Origin of the sequence: Kibdelosporangium phytohabitans, assembly GCF_001302585.1 — a bacterium.
Classification (GTDB): Bacteria; Actinomycetota; Actinomycetes; order Mycobacteriales; family Pseudonocardiaceae; genus Kibdelosporangium; species Kibdelosporangium phytohabitans.
Window position 1 is genome coordinate 5510664 of sequence record NZ_CP012752.1, and the last position, 15902, is coordinate 5526565.

Sequence of the window (15902 nt, forward strand, 5' to 3'; positions counted from 1 at the left end):
TCGAATCCCCAGCCGCGCTGTCACAAGAATGTGTCCTGAGAGAAGGGGATGCATTCTTATGCAGCGACGCACGTTTCTCGGCGGCACCGCCGCCGCGCTTTCGGCTGCGGCCCTGCCTGACGTGGCAATGGCGCGTTCCGGTGAACCGGAAAAAGTAGTGGTGTGCACCAGTGCGGGCCGGGTCGCCGGTGCGCGTGCCGGACGGCTGGCCGTGTTCCGCGGAGTGCCCTTCGCCCAGCCGCCGGTTGGTGCTTTGCGTTTCGCCTCGCCTCGGCCTCCCGTGCACTGGGACGGCGTGCGCGACGCCACGAAGTTCGCACCGCCCTCGTTCCAAGCAGTTCTGCCCGGCAGCAGTGAAGACGGTCTGTACGCCAACATCTGGACGCCTGACACGCGCGGCTCCCGCCCAGTCCTGGTGTACATCCACGGCGGCGGCTGGAAATTGGGCGCGGGCAGCCTGCCGACCTACGACGGTGCCAAGCTTTCCGAGCGCGGGGACGTGGTCGTGGTCAACTTCAACTACCGCCTCGGACCGTTCGGCTGGGGTGAGCACGACGACCTGACCGACGACCGGACCGGCTCACGCGGCAACTGGGGGCTGCAGGACCAGGTCGCACTTCTGAAGTGGGTCAAGGAAAACGCCCCCGTGTTCGGCGGTGACCCGTCGAACATCACGCTGGTGGGCACCTCCGCGGGAGGCGCGAGCACCTGGCAGCTCAGCCTGCTGCCCGAGCTGAACGGGATACTGCGGCGGATCGTGCCGATCAGCGCGTGCCACGTGTGGAATCCCGCGAACACGTTGACCCCGGCGGACTCCCGCGTTGTCTACGAAGCCATGGCGCGCCAGTTCGGCACGACCGTGCGCGGTCTGCGGGACGTTGCGGCGGCCAAGCTGCAGCAGGCATGGGACACGATCTTCGGCGGTGATCCGACCACACGCCTGGTGGCCAGCGGCCGTGAGTACCGCGGCCCGATCCGGGACGGCCGGTGGCTGCCCGGATACGACTACGAGTCGCAGACCCCGGCCATTCCGGTGCTGAGCATCCACACCAGCACGGAAGGGTCCTTCTACACCGATTCCGACTCCCCGCAACCGGATCCGAGGCCGGTGCCGACCACCGACGCCGAGCTGAAGGTGCGCGTGCGCGAGTTCCTGGCCAAGGGCGCCGCGCAGGTCACCGACGCGCAGGTCAACGACTGCGTCGCGGCCTACCGTGCCGCCGCCGCGGCCGATGGCCTTCCCGGTACCCCGTTGTCGATCTGGACCGAGGTGTGGGGCGACGGTCTGTTCCGATACCAGATCGTTCGCCTCGCCGAACGTCACGTGCGGCGGCGGCACGCCCCGCTGTACCTGATGGAGTTCGCGCACCCGGTACGCCCGCCGTTCGCGGGCACCCCGCACGAGGCCACTTCGAAGTTCCTGTTCGGGACCCACGGGCTGCCCGAGAACCGGGCGAAGTTCGGCGACGGCCCGCTCGAGCGAACGGTGTCGGACACGTTCGTCGACTTCGTCGCCAGTTTCGCCCACACCGGCGTTCCGCGCGCTGCCGCGGCGCCCGCCTGGCCGGCCTTCACGACCGACCGGCACAACACGATGATCCTCGGCGGTGACGCGGTGGCCCGCGTCGCCGAAACCCCGAAGCTGCGCCAACTCCGGTACTGGGACGACGCGGGCTGGGTTCCCCGGACCTGACCTCGCGTCCGCCCGGAGTGTTCGTCGCTCAGCCGATCCTTTGGAGACACCCAGTGGTCGACGTCCTAAGGGATCAGTTCAGAATGATTTTTCGTAGGCAGATGACGGAGCAGGCAAGGCTGAGGATGGCTTCGTGGACATCGGCTCGGCGTTCGGTGCGGATGCGCAATCGCCGGAAGCCTTTGAGCCAGGCAAATGTTCGCTCTACCGGCCAGCGGACCTTTCCCAGGCCGGAGCCGTGCTCGGCGCCTCGACGGGCAATGACCGGGATGATGCCCCGGTCACGCACCAAGCGGCGGTACTTGTCGTGGTCGTAGCCGCGATCGGCATAGAGCCGCACTGGTCGTCGTCGTGGTTTGCCGACCACGCCTCGAATAGGCGGAATCGCCTCGATCAGTGGGATCAACTGGGTGACGTCGTTGCGGTGCCCGCCGGTGAGCGTGACCGCGAGCGGAGTGCCGTGTGTGTCAGTGATCAGGTGGTGCTTCGAGCCAGGCTTGCGTCGATCGACCGGACTCGGCCCGGTGTGGTCCCCCCTTTGAGCGCCCGCAAGTGCGTGGAGTCCACCAAGGCGGCCGAGAGGTCCAGCAGGCCCGCAGCGCGAAGCTCGGCGAGCACCAACTCGTGAAGTCGCTGCCAGACCCCGGCGTCGTGCCATTCGGTCAACCGCCGCCAACAGGTAGCACCCGAGGCATCGAACAAGGCTGTGGGCAGCCGGTTCCAGCCGATTCCGGTTCGCACCACGTACAGAATGCCCTCCAGTGCGGCCCGGTCGTCGGCGCGCTTGCGGCCGGGATGGCGAAACCGCCGTGCACGCGCTGGAATCAACGGCTGCAGGCGCGTCCACAGCTCGTCGGTCAGGACCGCCTCCTCACCCATCCGGCGATCGTGGAGCACCAAGCCGCATCAGCCAAGCCGACACGCCATCTCATTCTGAACTGGTCTCTAAGCGATATCCAACAGCGACCGGTCCTGCAACAACCGTCGTGGGAGGACCACGCGGCGGTCCGGCGCGTACGAGACCGGCTCACGGCCTTCCCCGCACTGGTGAACGCCGACGACGTGCGCACATTCCGTTCCCTGCTGGCCAGAGTCGCCGCGGGGGAGGCCAACGTGGTGCAGGCCGGTGACTGCGCCGAGGACCTCGCCGAGTGCACCCCGAGCTACGTGGCGCGCAAGGCGGGCCTCGTCGACATGCTGGCCGGCGCGATGACGATGGCCACGCACCGGCCCGTGGTGCGTGTCGGCCGGATGGCGGGCCAGTTCGCCAAGCCCCGGTCCAGTCCCACCGAACGGGTCGGCGGCGTGGAGCTGCCGGTCTACCGCGGCCACATGGTCAACAGCCCGGAGCCCGACCCGGACCTGCGCCGTCCCGATCCGGAGCGGATGCTCCTGGGGTACGAGGCGGCCAGGGACGTCCTCACCCACCTGGGCTGGTCCTCGGACGTGGTGCGGTCGGGACTCGGCACACCGGTGTGGACCAGTCACGAGGCACTGCTGCTCGACTACGAGATCCCGATGCTGCGTCCCGACGAGCAGGGCAGGGTGGTGCTCACCTCCACGCACTGGCCGTGGATCGGTGACCGGACCAGGCAGGTGGACGGCGCCCACGTCGCGTTGCTCGCGGAGGTCGCCAACCCGGTGGCCTGCAAGGTCGGTCCCAGCATGACACGTGACGAACTGCTGGCCTTGTGCGAGAAACTGGACCCGGCACGCGAGCCCGGTCGGCTGACCCTCATCGCACGGATGGGGGCGCAGAGCGTCGCCAACCTGCTGCCACCGCTCGTCGCGGCCGTCCGCGCGGCGGGACACCCCGTCATCTGGCTCACCGACCCCATGCACGGCAACACAGTTCTGAGCCCGCAGGGGCTCAAGACCCGTTTCCTGCACACGATCACGAGCGAGGTGCGCCAGTTCCAGCACGCGGTCCGGTCATCCGGCGGCGTCGCGGGCGGGCTGCACCTGGAGACCACGCCCGACGACGTCACCGAGTGCGTCCGGAACGCGGCCCAGATGGATCGCGCGGGCGACAAGTACACCAGCCTGTGCGATCCGCGGCTCAACCCGCACCAGGCGTTGACCGTGGTCATGGCCTGGTTGGGCTGACGGGAGGTTCGACGAGATGCAGAACAAGGTCGCCATCGTCACCGGCGCGGCCGGTGGCATCGGTGCCGCGGTGGTCCACGCGCTGCGCACGCGGGGAGTCGTGGTGGCAGCGGTGGACCGCAACGAGGTCACGCTGCGGGAAACCGCGGCCGGTGCGGGCGTCGAGGCGTTTCCGGCCGACGTCACCAGCGCCGAGTCCGTGGAGTCCACTGTGGAAGCCGTCGAGCACGCGCTCGGGCCGGTGGACTACCTGGTCAACGCCGCGGGCGTGCTGCGCATGGGCGAGGCGAGGAAACTCACCGACGCCGACTGGCACGACACCTTCGCGGTCAACACGACCGGCGTCTTCCACATGTCCCGCGCAGTGGTCAACCGCATGACGCAGCGCCAGCGCGGGGCGATCGTGACCGTGGCGTCCAACGCTGCGAGCACCCCACGGATGAGCATGTCCGCGTACGCGGCGTCCAAGGCCGCCGCGACGATGTTCACCAAGTGCCTCGGGCTCGAGGTCGCCAGGGACGGGATCCGCTGCAACCTGGTGGCGCCCGGTTCGACCGACACACCGATGCTCAGTTCGATGTGGCACGACGAGACCGGCCCGAGGACCACGGTCGAGGGCAGTCTCGGCGCCTACCGGCTCGGCATCCCGCTCGGCAAGATCGCCAGGCCCGCCGACATCGCCGACGCGGTGGTCTTCCTCCTGTCCGACCAGGCAGCGCACATCACGATGCACGCCATGACGGTCGACGGTGGCGCGACACTCGGCGGCTGAGTCTCGATCCACAAAGGATGGTCATGACAGGAATTCCGGAAATCGAGCCGTACCCGATGCCCGCGGCGGGCGACCTGCCGCCGAACACCGCCCGCTGGACGGCCGAGCCCGACCGCGCGGTGCTGCTGGTGCACGACATGCAGCGCTTCTTCGTCCGGCCGTTCCCCGATGACATGCGGGACGGGCTGATCTCGAACATCGCGGAACTGCGGGAACGATGCGTGGCGCTGGGCATCCCGGTGGCGTACACCGCGCAGCCCGGCGGCATGACCGACGAGCAACGCGGTCTGCTCAAGGACTTCTGGGGGCCGGGTATGCGGGTGGCGCCGGCCGACCGCCAGGTGGTCGACGAGCTCGCGCCCGGCCCGGACGACTGGGTGTCGACCAAGTGGCGCTACAGCGCGTTCTTCCGGTCGGACCTGCTGGAGCGGATGCGTGAGCACGGCCGCGACCAGCTCATCGTCTGCGGTGTGTACGCGCACGTCGGCGTGCTGGTGACCGCGGTCGAGGCGTTCACCAACGACATCCAGACCTTCCTCGTGGCCGACGCCGTCGCGGACTTCTCCGCGCGGTACCACCGGCTCGCCGTCGACTACGCCGCGGAGCGGTGCGCGGTCGTGACCACCACGAAGGAGGTGCTGTCGTGACCACGCCGACGCTCGACCTGCTCGACCGGGTCCTGGCGCCGGACCCGCCCGCCTTCGCGCTGCTGCACCGCCCGGAGGCGACCGGCGGCTCGGTGCTGGAGGTCATCGTCGGCGACGTGTCCGCTGTGGACAGCACGACGGACGTGGTGGTGCCGTGGCGCTCGTCCGCCGCGGGACACGACGTGCTGCTGATCGTGCCGTACCGGCAGATCACCGAACGCGGTTACGCGTGTGCCGACGACGGGGAGCCGCTGATCACGCTCACCGTGGCCGACCAGGACACGCTCGCGCTCGGCCATGCGCTGAGGCGCCTGCCGAACGAGCCCGTCACGCTGGCAGGTGGCGGTTTCGACGTCGACGACGACGCCTATGCCGACATCGTGCGCCGGATCATCGACAACGAGATCGGTGCGGGCGAGGGTGCCAACTTCGTCATCAAACGCTCCTATGTCGCCGAGATCACCGGGTACACGCCGCACAGCGCCTTGTCGATCTTCCGGCGGCTGGTGACGGGGGAGTCGGGCGCGTACTGGACGTTCATCGTGCACACCGGAACCCGTACGTTCGTCGGCGCCACCCCGGAACGGCACGTCAGCCTCCGCGACGGCAAGGCCGTGATGAACCCCATCAGCGGCACGTACCGTTACCCGCCGTCCGGGCCGGTCCTGCCGGAGGTCTTGGACTTCCTCGCCGACCGCAAGGAGTCCGACGAGCTGTACATGGTCGTGGACGAGGAACTGAAGATGATGGCCCGGATCTGCGACCGGGATGGCGGCCGCGTGGTCGGCCCGTACCTCAAGGAGATGGCCCGCCTCGCGCACACCGAGTACTTCATCGAGGGGCGCAGCGACCGCGATCCGCGCGAGATCCTGCACGAGACCATGTTCGCGCCGACGGTCACCGGCAGTCCGTTGGAAAGCGCCTGCCGGGTCATCGCCCGGTACGAGCCGACGGGACGGGGTTACTACAGCGGAGTGATCGCGCTCATCGGTCACGACGATCGCGGTGCCGTCACCATGGACTCGTCGATCCTCATCCGCAGTGCGGACATCGACGGCACCGGCCGCATGCGGATCGGGGTCGGTGCCACCCTGGTCCGGCACTCCGACCCGGTTTCCGAGGTGGCCGAGACCCGGGCGAAGGCGGCCGGGTTGCTCGCGGCCATCCAGACCGACGGACCCACCCGCTTCGCCGAGCACCCGAGCGTCCGGGCCGCGCTGGCGGAGCGCAACGCGACCATCGCACGGTTCTGGCAAGCCGAGGACGGGCCACGGACACCACCGGTGGCGAGCCTGGCGGGCCGAAAGGTGCTGATCGTCGACGCGGAGGACACGTTCACCTCGATGCTCGACCACCAGCTGCGGTCCACGGGACTGTCGGTCACCGTGCGGCGGTTCGACGAACCACACGACTTCGACGGCTACGACCTGGTCGTGATGGGACCGGGGCCGGGCGACCCGAGGGACACCGGCCACGCGAAGATCATCGGCCTGCGCAAGGACATCGGCACGCTGCTCGCGCGGCGCCTGCCGTTCCTCGCGGTCTGCCTCAGCCACCAGGTGCTCAGCCTGCGACTCGGGTTCGACGTGCGTCGCAGGGACGTGCCCAACCAGGGCCTGCAGAAGCGGATCGAGCTGTTCGGCAGGCGCGAACTCGTCGGGTTCTACAACACCTTCGCCGCCCGCAGCGCGGAGGACAAGGTCGAGTGCGCCGGGATCGGCGTGGTGGAGGTGAGCCGGGACGTCGAGTCCGGTGAGGTGCACGCGCTGCGTGGCCCGTTCTTCGCCTCTTTGCAGTTCCACGCCGAATCGGTGCTCACCCAGGACGGTGTCCGCATCCTGGGCGATCGCGTCTCGGAAGTGCTGAACCTGTGACCACCGGCTTGCACGGGTGAGCGGCTGACCTCCTTCAGCCGCTCACCCGTGCGTCCAGGATGACCCGTTTGCCGCGCAGTTCGCCCTGTTCCACCATCCGGTGTGCTTCGGCCGCGGCGCTCAACGGCAGCGTGACAGTGGCCCGGGGGCGCAGCCGGCCGTTCGACAGGAGCTTGTTGATGGTCCTGGCCGCCTCGGCGAGCGCGTCGACGGTGGCGTGGGAGATGACGAACCCGACGATGGAGCCGTTCTTCACGTACAGCTGCCCGACGGGAACCACGGGCTGCGCACGGACACCGGCGAGCACCACGATCCGCCCGCGCAGTGCGAGGAGTTCGACGGCGCCCGCCAGGTCGTTCTCACCCGCCGAGTCGACGTAGCAATCGATCCCCTGTGGACACACCTCGTCGATGTGTTGCCAGCGTCGAGGATCACGGTAGTCGATCACGTCCGCCGCGCCCAGCGCCTTGCAGTAGCCGGCGTCGCGGGCGCTCGCGGTCGCGACCACGCGGGCGCCCGCGTTCACCGCGAGGGTGACGAGCGCGCTCCCGACATTGCCCGCGGCACCGGCGACGACGACGGTTTCCCCGGCACGGATCTGGCCGTAGGTGAACAAGGCGAGATAGGCCGTGGCAGCCGGATGCGCCACGGCGACCGCGTCGATCGGGTTCACTCCCGGTGGAAGGTGGTAGAGCCGGTCAGCCGGCACCACAACGTGTTCGGCCGCCGCGCCTTGGCGTCCACCGTGACCGAGACTGTTGCACCACACCGTGTCCCCAGGGGCGAAACCACGGACGTGCGGGCCCACCTCGGTGACGGTGCCGACCATGTCGCGACCGATCACGAACGGGAACTCGATCGGGGTCGGGAACACCCCGGAACGCACGAAGGTGTCCACCCAGTTGACTGTGGTGGCGATTGTGGTGACAAGCACATCGGTCCGGCCGGGCCTGGGGGTGGGGACATCGCCGAAACGAATGTCCTCGGCCGGACCGATGTGCTTGATGTACGCGGCATGCACGTCCACCGACAATGGCGGAGAACCGCCGCGCGGGCAATGGAACCCGCACAGGGTACGTCAGGTGCCGTCCCGTCAGGAAACTTGATTTTGACGTATACCGGACGACCCGACGTACCCGGGCAAGAGCCTTTGACCGGTTTCGGCGCCACCTGGCGACAATTCGTCCATGGGTGAAACGAACACCAAGAGCGCGCCGCTGTTCCACGTACGGACCGAGGTGCGGGTTTCCGCGACGCCCGAAGAGGTCTACGCGGTGGTCAGCGACATGGCGCGTGCCTCGGAGTGGAGCGTCGAGTGTCTCGGCGGTAGGTGGGTGTCCGGCGAACCGGCGACGGTGGGCGCGGTCTTCCGCGGCGACAACCGTCGCGGGCCCGATGTCGTGTCCTGGGCCCCCGTCGTGCGGGGCGACTGGACAACCGACTCGGAAGTCGTTGCGGCTGAGCCGGGCCGCGTGTTCGGGTGGGCCATCCGCAGCAAGGCCGGGCAGGCCCAGGACAGCGTGTGGACCTTCGAGATGGCGCCCGCGGCGGGCGGTTGCGTGCTGACGCACCACTTCCGCATGGGGGAGGCCACCGAGGGGATCCGGGGCATCACCGCGGACATGAGCGACGACGAGAAACGGCGTTTCTTCAGCGAATGGGGCGCGAAGCTCGAACAGGACATCGCCGCCACCCTCGTGCGCGTCAAGGAAGTCGTCGAGACGAACTGATCGCTGAACCGGCCACCCCGCACCAGTAGGACTGGCGAAGGCGAGACACATGCTTCTGCAGCGTATTGGAAATCACGGCATCAAACTGGGCACGCTCTTCGAGCGAGCGGCGAAGGCGCATCCGGCGAACGTCCTGATCCTCGATCACGACCTCGACGTCGCTCCCGAGTTCGGCAGGCGCGCGACGATGACGGAGGTCGCCGAGCTGGTGGCGGACCTCGCTTCCCGGCTCTGGTCCGTGCGTGTGCGGCCGGGGGACCGGGTCGTGGTCTACAAGTCCGACGGCTTCGACATCACGCTCCTCGCCTGTGCCATCGCGCGGATCGGCGCTGTGCCGGTGCTGTTGTCGCCGAAACTGGACGGCGCGACGGTCAGCGAGCTGTTGCGCCGCACGGACCGGCCGACGCTCGTGACCGACCAGGGCAAACTGGAGGGCGACCTGCCCGCCGGGGTGTTCGACCTCGTCGCCCGCGCGCTGATCACCTCGGGCAGCTGGCCAGGGGCGGTCGAACTGCGCGGGCTGGCCGGCGTCGAACGCGTGCCCGCGGTGATCGCGCCCCCTGGGCATCCGACGTTGATCACCCACACCTCGGGCACGACGGGCACGCCGAAGCTGGCGGTCCACACCGGACGGAGCCTGCAGGCGCGTTACCGCCCGCAGGCGGCCGTGACGTGGCCCATTCTGCGCAGGCGCGAGACGATCGCGATCCACGTGTCCTTCGTGCACTCCCGGCTCGTGACGGCACTGGGCATCTCGCTGTTGCGCGGGTACCCGATCGTCGTCCTCGCCGACGCGACGTTGTCCCATGTCGCCGACATGTTCGCCCAGGTGCGCCCCGGCATCATCGAGGCGCATCCGAACGTGTACATGGCGTGGGAGGAACTGGCTGACGACCCGCGCAGGCCGTTGTCGAACGTGAAGCTGTTCAGCAGCACGTTCGACGCCATCCACCCCAGGACCGTGCAGCGCCTGCTGGGCGCGACAAGCCGCAGATCCCCGGTGTTCGGCCAGATCTACGGGCAGAGCGAGGTGGGACCGGCTGTCCTGCGCGGCTTCTCCAAGCGGCGCAAGGCGGAAGACGACGGCCGCTGCGTGGGCTGGCCCGTCCCGGGCATGACGGACGTCCGGGTGGTCAGCCGCGACGGCAAGCCGCCGTCGGCCACGAACCCGGGTTTCATCGAGGTCCGCAGCGACGGCCGGGTCGTGACCTATCTGGGTGAGCAATCACGTTACGACAAGCAGGTTTCCCAGGACGGCTGGTGGCGCATGGGTGACGTGGGCTACCGGACCCGCTGGGGGTGTGTCCATCTGCTCGACCGCGAGGTCGACGTGATCGAGGGATTCGGCAGCACGCTGGCCGCCGAGGACAAGCTGTTCGCGCGGCTGGACAACCTCGCCGAGGTCATCATCGTCCCCGGTGCGGACGGCAAGCCCGTACCGGTGGTGTGCATGAAGGACGACCAGCCGCTCGACCGGGCCGCGTGGCACGCCGCCGTGTCGGGCCTGCCCGAGATGGCGCCGCCGGTGCAGTGGCGGATGGCCGACCTCCCGCAGACCGCGACCATGAAGATCAAACGGCTCGAGCTGGCCCGCCTGCTGTCGGCGAACCAAGTCGACTGAGGGAGGAACATGGCCGAGATCGTCATAGTCGGTGGCGGCATCGGAGGTCTCGCCACCGCGCTCGCTGTCGCCCGGCACGGGCACAGCGTGCTGGTCCTGGAGCGCGCCGACCGCTTCGGCGAGATCGGCGCGGGCATCCAGCTGGCACCGAACGGGATGCACGCGCTCGAACGCCTCGGGCTGGAGGAAAAGGTCCGCGCCCTCGCCGTCAACGTGGACGAGTTGCGGTTCATGGACGGCATCACCGGCGAGCACGTGGTGAGCATGCCGCTCACCGAGTCCTACCGCAGGCGCTTCGGCAACCCGTACGTCGTGGTGCATCGAGCCGAGTTGCACACCGTCCTGCTGGACGCCTGCCGGGCGTCGCCGGGGATCAAGCTGCGCGGCGGTGCCACGGCGGCAGGGTACGAGCAGGACGCCACGAGCGCGACTGTCGTGCTCACCACAGGAGAGCGGGTGACGGGTGACGCGGTGATCGGTGCCGACGGCATCAACTCCGCGCTACGCGGCCATTTGGTCGGCGACGGTGAGCCCAGGGTTTCGGGCATCACGGTGTACCGCGCCGTCATCCCGATGGAGTCGGTGCCCGTGGAGCTGCGGTGGAACGCCGTGACGTGGTGGGCGGGCCCCAAGTGCCACTTCGTGCACTACCCGATCGCCGGCGGCAAGTACCTGAACCTGGCGGCCAGCAGCGACGACGGGGCGACCGTCGCCTTCGCCGGGGTACCGGCGAGCAAGACGCATGTGCGCGACGAGTTCGCCAAGCTCGGCCGCACGCCCCGGCGGTTGCTGGAGCTGGGGGAGGACTGGAAGTCGTGGGTCCTGGTCGATCGTGAACCGGTGGACGAGTGGACCGACGGCCGCGTGACCCTGCTCGGCGACGCTGCCCACCCGATGCTGCACTACGCGGCCCAGGGCGCGTGCATGAGCCTCGAGGACGCTGTCGTCCTCGGTGATCTGCTCGACTGTTCGGCGGCCGAGCTGGCCGGGCGGTTCGTCCAGTACAACGCCGTGCGCCGGGGCCGGACCGCCAGGGTTCAGCGCCTGTCAAGGCAAAGCATCCAGCTGTGGCATCCCGCGGGCGCGCGGGCGTCGGACCGCAACGAGATGCTGTCGTCCATGTCCACAACGGACCTGCACGACTACATCGCGTGGATGCATGGTGCGCGCCAGTTCGACAACCCCGTTGTGCCAGCCTGAATCATTGCCCACAACCGAAGAGTCACACACATGCCTTTCCCGGGTGCCTCGCGTGAACACGCCAGGCACCCGGGAAAGGCATATCTGCGAACGGTTACTGAGCTGGCGCCGGCCGCGGTGCGCGCCGTACGGTCAGCAGCACGAGCAGCACGAGTGCCGCCGCGATCCACAGCACGCTCTGCACGTTGATGGCGTCGACAATGACACTGCTCGCCAGCGCCCCCAGTGCGATCGCGAGGTTGAACACGAAGCAGTAGATCGCCGTGGCCGCCTCGGCGTGGTTCGGAGCCGCGCTCAGCACCCAGGTCTGCAGCGTCACCGGAGCGGCACCGTAGGCAAGGCCCCACACCAGCAGCAGCGCGGCGCCCGTCCACGGCGTCACGCCGAGCAGCGGGAAGAGCACCAGTGCGGCACCGAGCACGATCACGATGGCCGACATCGTGCGCCCAGCCGCTTTGGACGCCCACGAACCGGCGATCACGTTGCCGACCATGCCCACGACGCCGTACCCCAGCAACAGCAGTCCGATGATCGAGCTACTCGTGCCCGAGATGTCCAGCAGGACAGGGCTCACGAAGGTGTAGGCGCCGTAGTGACCGGCGATCAGCAGTGCGGTGGCGACGATACCGGCCACGAGAACCGGATTGCGCAGCTGCGCGCGCAACGCCGACACACGCACGGGTTCGGAGGCCGGCAACGCCGGGAGCAGGAAGAGCGCGGCGATGAGCACGACGACGCTCAGCCCGGCGAGCGCCCAGAACGCGCCGCGCCAGCCCACCGCTTCACCGATGATCGTGCCCACCGGCACACCGAGCACAGCGGCAGCGCCGACGCCGCCGAAGACGATCGTCAACGCACGCGGGATGGACGGTCCGGGTACGAGCCGGACCGCGATGCTGCCCGCGATAGCCCAGAACCCGCCGATGGTGATCCCGACCAGCACCCGGGAGACGATGAGGACGGTGAAGCTCGGGGCCAGAGCCGAGACCACGCTGCCGACGGCCATCACGGCAAGCAGGACCGCCAGCAGCACACGCCGGTCGAGCCGGCCCACCGCCAACGGCAGGCCGATCGACGCGAACGCCGCGATGACGCCGGGAACCGTGACCGTCAGACCCGCGGTGCCGACCGAGACACCCAGCTGGTCGGACATTGCCGGGATCAGGCCGACGGGCAGCTGCTCGGCGGTGATCATCGAGAAGATGCCGACCGCGACAGTGAGTACGCTCAACCACATCCGCGGTGTGGCTCGCAGCTCTTGCTGGGGTGGTGCGTCGGACAAGGACACGATGAGCCTCCATCTTGATCTTTTTCCTGGTGTTCGACGCCCGGGCGGGCGTGATCCGGACAGCACCGATCGCCTCGCGATCGGGGTGGTTCGCCCGGCGAGCAAAAGGGTGCGGTCGGCCGGCGACGGGGCCCTCGGCCCGTCGCTGACGTTCACCCGTGTGTGGTTGTTCCCGCGGATCCGCTCAGGTCACGTACTGATTTCGAGCGGGATCCAGCGATCAGCCCAGCGGCTCAACGCGTACACCGCGTCGTGCAGCTCATGGCCCTTCTCGGTGAGCCGGTACTCGATCCGCACCGGGGTTTCGGCATGGACGATCCGCTCGACGATGCCCTCGTCCTGAAGCTCTTTCAGGCGCTCGGTGAGCATGCGGTCGCTCAGCCCGGGAACGACCGACCGCAGGTCGGCGAACCGGGTGACGTCGAGGAGCATCGCCCGGAGGATCGCGCCGGTCCACCGTTTTCCGATGACTTCGACCGCGCGGTGGTACCGCGGGCAGAACGCGCTGTCGGTGATGTCCACGCGCTCATACTAAGGAATAGTAAGTGCCTGCACAACCGTAAGTCTCTTATCTTCCGGGTGAGCGCGGCCCTTGACCTCAAGTCAAGTCGAGATATCACTCTGGTCGGCATGAACACGACACACATCGACGAACAGGCACGCGAAACCGAGCTCGCGGCGATCAAACAGGTGGTCGCCGCCGTCCAGCACGCGCAGCAGAACGAACTCGTCGAGGAGTTCGCCGGCCTGTTCCGGGCCGACGCGATCTGGACGACAGGCGGCGGCAAGCGCCTGTTCGGCCGCGACGAGATCTCGGCGTTCACCCGGCAAGTGCTTCCCGGCGGGATGAAAGGCCTCGCGGTCACACTCGACGTGACGCACGTGCTGTTCATCCGAGCCGACGTCGCCGCCGTCAAAGTGCGTCAGGTGTACGTGAGCACAGACGGACAACCGTCCGAGTCCGAGGGCGAGGGCACACCGCTGTTCGTCATGTCCAAGGAAGACGGGCACTGGCGTCTGGTCGCCTGCCAGAACACGGGGGTGCTCGACTCGTAACCGCACCTGTACGAAATGGGCGTGCGCCGTTTCGAACTCCCGTACAGTGCTGGTTGAGCACGGTTCCAACCCCGCGGAGTCGAAAATGGACACGCCGGACAGCACGACCCGGACGAGCGCCCTGCGGACAGCGCTCCGCCGTCTCGTACTCGGGGCGTTTGTCTGCACCGCCGTGGTGATCGTGCTGCTCGTCGGCCAGGCACTGCTCAGCGCCACCGGATTGTCCGCAGATCCGCACGGCTACGGAATGTTCGCGGGAGTTCTGTTCGCGGCGGTCCTGAGCCCGGTGGCGCTGGCGCTGTGGCTGCTGTACCGGTCGATGCGCCGACGCGACAATTGACGACTCGGGCTACTTCCGGGTCGTGGCCGTGATGAGGGTCGAGGAGACGTGCGCCTGCGCGGGATCGGCCGGGACGAACAGCGTTTCGATGCCGGTCAGGTGCCGGTTCATCTGAGCCATCGGCAACTCGTGTGCCACGTCCGCCAAGTTGCGCATGCCCCGGATGACCGTGCCGATGCCCGCTTCGCGGCAGTAGTCGACCAGCAACCTGCCACTGCTGGAGTCCACCGTGACGTTGGCCAGGTCGCTGGTCATGTCGGTCAGCAGCGCCAGCCGTTCGGCGAGGGGGAGCCGGCCGGCCTTCCCCGGGTTGGTCAGAACGCACACGACGACTTCGTCGAACATGCCCGCGGCCCGGCGCGCCACGTCGAGGTGTCCCTGGGTGGCCGGGTCGAAGGAGCCGGGGAATACGACGCGCATGGCTTGTCATGCTAGCGATGGACGGCCATGACGTCAGCGGTTCGGGTGGTCGCGGTGGGCCGCGGCGATGACCCGCAGCTTGAGCCCGAGGTGCGGCATGAGCCGGTCGTCGCCGGAGTCCAGGCTGCACCCGCTGATCTGCTCGATCCGCTTGAGGCGCTGGTACAGCGTGGTGCGGTGGACGCGCAGCGAGTCGGCGGTGCGCTGGATGTTGCCGCCGTGGTCGAAGGCGGACAGTGGGGAGATCAGGACGTCGTGCGTGTCCTCGGCATCCACCGCCGCGAGCGCCGGAACCCGCGACGCGTTGAGGAGGTCTTCGGGCGGGAGCTTCAGCAGCAGCTCGTAGGGACCCAGCTCGCCCCAGCGGGCGAGCGTCCCGAAACCAGGCAACAGCAGAGCCGCACGAGCGGCCAGCAACGCCTGCCGGTAGGACGTGACGACCTCGCCGAGGGCCGTCACGGTACCGCCGAGCCCGAACACCAGGTGCGCCCGCTCATCGCCGAGCCGCCGGAAGCGGCTCGTGATCCGATCGGCGACCGCGTCGACGAGGGCCCGGGACGGCGGAACCCGCTGCACGAGCAGGATCCACGCGCGCCAGCGGTTCGCCGCCATCAGGGCGACGTCGTCGGCGACGGCTCGCAGCCCGTCCTCGACCGCTGCCTCGAACGCGACCTCCCGCGGTGCCGCGAAGCCGGGCACTGCACGGCGAGCACGGTGAAGTGGCCGCACTCGTCGCCGGAAAGCTGCTCGGCACGCAGGTCTTCGATCGCCTGCGCACGCACCGCCGGGGCACCGGAGACGAGTCCACGCAGGATGCCTTCCTGACGTGCCTTCGACCGTTCGTGCAGCTCGCGCACGCCGCCGTCGAGGTCGATCAGACTCAGGTGGGCGGTGTACCACGCGTCCTCGCCGGGCGCGATCGCCACGACCCGGCCGGGACCACACACCCGGCTTCCCAGCAGTTCAAGCCGGCCGGGAAACCTGGGTCGACTCGCCGGTCGCGACGGTGTGGACCCACGAGCTCCGCCACCCGGTGCCGTGGGTCCCGTCTTCCACCTCAGGGAACCAGGATGGGCGCTCCCGGTCCGGTTTCCAGGCCGTGCCCGAGCCCTGTCCGCCGGAGAGGTCCGCCCCGAACCCCGCCACCCCGAGCAG

17 protein-coding genes are annotated in these 15902 nt (G+C 68.8%); 10 read left to right on the top strand and 7 right to left on the bottom strand.

From position 1 onward, the window contains the following. Positions 1-58: 58 nt before the first annotated feature. Positions 59-1693, top strand: a complete 1635-nt coding sequence (locus tag AOZ06_RS25060; protein WP_054291639.1) for a carboxylesterase family protein — start codon at positions 59-61, stop codon at positions 1691-1693. A gap of 73 nt (positions 1694-1766) precedes the next feature. On the opposite strand, the gene AOZ06_RS54350 is transcribed toward AOZ06_RS25060, so the two are convergent. Continuing rightward, positions 1767-2572 (bottom strand): IS5 family transposase gene (locus AOZ06_RS54350; RefSeq protein ID WP_157233231.1). Its coding sequence is split into 2 segments (ribosomal slippage): positions 1767-2233 and positions 2233-2572, totalling 807 coding nucleotides; the frame shifts between segments, so codons are not numbered across the junction. A gap of 93 nt (positions 2573-2665) precedes the next feature. Here AOZ06_RS54350 and AOZ06_RS25075 point away from each other — a divergent pair. The 4 genes from AOZ06_RS25075 to AOZ06_RS25090 are packed head-to-tail and all read left to right on the top strand — an operon-like array spanning position 2666 to position 7092. Further along, on the top strand, positions 2666-3799 hold the full coding sequence (locus tag AOZ06_RS25075; protein WP_417999970.1) for a 3-deoxy-7-phosphoheptulonate synthase: 1134 nt from the start codon (positions 2666-2668) through the stop codon (positions 3797-3799). A gap of 16 nt (positions 3800-3815) precedes the next feature. Further along, positions 3816-4571, top strand: a complete 756-nt coding sequence (locus AOZ06_RS25080) for a 2,3-dihydro-2,3-dihydroxybenzoate dehydrogenase (protein WP_054291640.1) — start codon at positions 3816-3818, stop codon at positions 4569-4571. Positions 4572-4594: 23 nt separating this feature from the next. Beyond that, a complete protein-coding gene (locus AOZ06_RS25085; protein WP_054291641.1) occupies positions 4595-5218 on the top strand; it encodes an isochorismatase family protein in 624 nt (207 codons plus the stop codon). Then, a complete protein-coding gene (locus AOZ06_RS25090; protein WP_054291642.1) occupies positions 5215-7092 on the top strand; it encodes an anthranilate synthase family protein in 1878 nt (625 codons plus the stop codon). Before AOZ06_RS25085 ends, AOZ06_RS25090 begins: the two co-directional genes overlap by 4 nt. Positions 7093-7126: 34 nt before the next feature. Here the strand turns inward: AOZ06_RS25090 and AOZ06_RS25095 are convergent, their stop codons facing one another. After that, positions 7127-8113, bottom strand: a complete 987-nt coding sequence (locus AOZ06_RS25095; protein ID WP_054296904.1) for an NADPH:quinone reductase — start codon at positions 8111-8113, stop codon at positions 7127-7129. Between the two features lie 166 nt (positions 8114-8279). On the opposite strand from AOZ06_RS25095, the gene AOZ06_RS25100 reads away from it, so the two are divergent. The 3 genes from AOZ06_RS25100 to AOZ06_RS25110 are packed head-to-tail and all read left to right on the top strand — an operon-like array spanning position 8280 to position 11643. Next, complete coding sequence (locus AOZ06_RS25100) at positions 8280-8822, top strand: SRPBCC family protein (RefSeq protein WP_054291643.1); 543 nt, start codon at positions 8280-8282, stop codon at positions 8820-8822. A 49-nt stretch (positions 8823-8871) separates the two neighbouring features. After that, positions 8872-10443, top strand: a complete 1572-nt coding sequence (locus AOZ06_RS25105; protein ID WP_054291644.1) for a class I adenylate-forming enzyme family protein — start codon at positions 8872-8874, stop codon at positions 10441-10443. A 9-nt stretch (positions 10444-10452) separates the two neighbouring features. Beyond that, entirely contained in the window at positions 10453-11643 is a 1191-nt protein-coding gene (locus tag AOZ06_RS25110) for a 3-hydroxybenzoate 6-monooxygenase (RefSeq protein ID WP_054291645.1), read from the top strand. 94 nt (positions 11644-11737) lie between these two features. Here the strand turns inward: AOZ06_RS25110 and AOZ06_RS25115 are convergent, their stop codons facing one another. Continuing rightward, a complete protein-coding gene (locus AOZ06_RS25115; protein ID WP_083471907.1) occupies positions 11738-12931 on the bottom strand; it encodes an MFS transporter in 1194 nt (397 codons plus the stop codon). 189 nt (positions 12932-13120) lie between these two features. After that, positions 13121-13453: a winged helix-turn-helix transcriptional regulator gene (locus tag AOZ06_RS25120; RefSeq protein WP_054291647.1), complete on the bottom strand. Its 333-nt coding sequence runs from the start codon at positions 13451-13453 to the stop codon at positions 13121-13123. A gap of 108 nt (positions 13454-13561) precedes the next feature. On the opposite strand from AOZ06_RS25120, the gene AOZ06_RS25125 reads away from it, so the two are divergent. Further along, positions 13562-13987 (top strand): SgcJ/EcaC family oxidoreductase, encoded by a 426-nt coding sequence (locus AOZ06_RS25125; RefSeq protein ID WP_054291648.1) that lies wholly within the window; start codon positions 13562-13564, stop codon positions 13985-13987. Between the two features lie 85 nt (positions 13988-14072). Continuing rightward, the gene (locus AOZ06_RS25130; RefSeq protein WP_054296905.1) at positions 14073-14327 is read left to right on the top strand and encodes a hypothetical protein; all 255 of its coding nucleotides are present in this window, start codon (positions 14073-14075) and stop codon (positions 14325-14327) included. A 9-nt stretch (positions 14328-14336) separates the two neighbouring features. Here AOZ06_RS25130 and coaD read toward each other — a convergent pair whose 3' ends face one another. The 3 genes from coaD to AOZ06_RS59005 are packed head-to-tail and all read right to left on the bottom strand — an operon-like array spanning position 14337 to position 15673. After that, positions 14337-14747 (bottom strand): pantetheine-phosphate adenylyltransferase, encoded by a 411-nt coding sequence (gene coaD, locus AOZ06_RS25135; protein ID WP_054291649.1) that lies wholly within the window; start codon positions 14745-14747, stop codon positions 14337-14339. A 33-nt stretch (positions 14748-14780) separates the two neighbouring features. Beyond that, on the bottom strand, positions 14781-15446 hold the full coding sequence (locus AOZ06_RS25140) for a PucR family transcriptional regulator (RefSeq protein ID WP_054291650.1): 666 nt from the start codon (positions 15444-15446) through the stop codon (positions 14781-14783). Further along, positions 15359-15673 (bottom strand): hypothetical protein, encoded by a 315-nt coding sequence (locus AOZ06_RS59005; RefSeq protein ID WP_054291651.1) that lies wholly within the window; start codon positions 15671-15673, stop codon positions 15359-15361. The genes AOZ06_RS25140 and AOZ06_RS59005 overlap by 88 nt, the downstream gene beginning before the upstream one ends. Between the last annotated feature and the right edge of the window lie 229 nt (positions 15674-15902).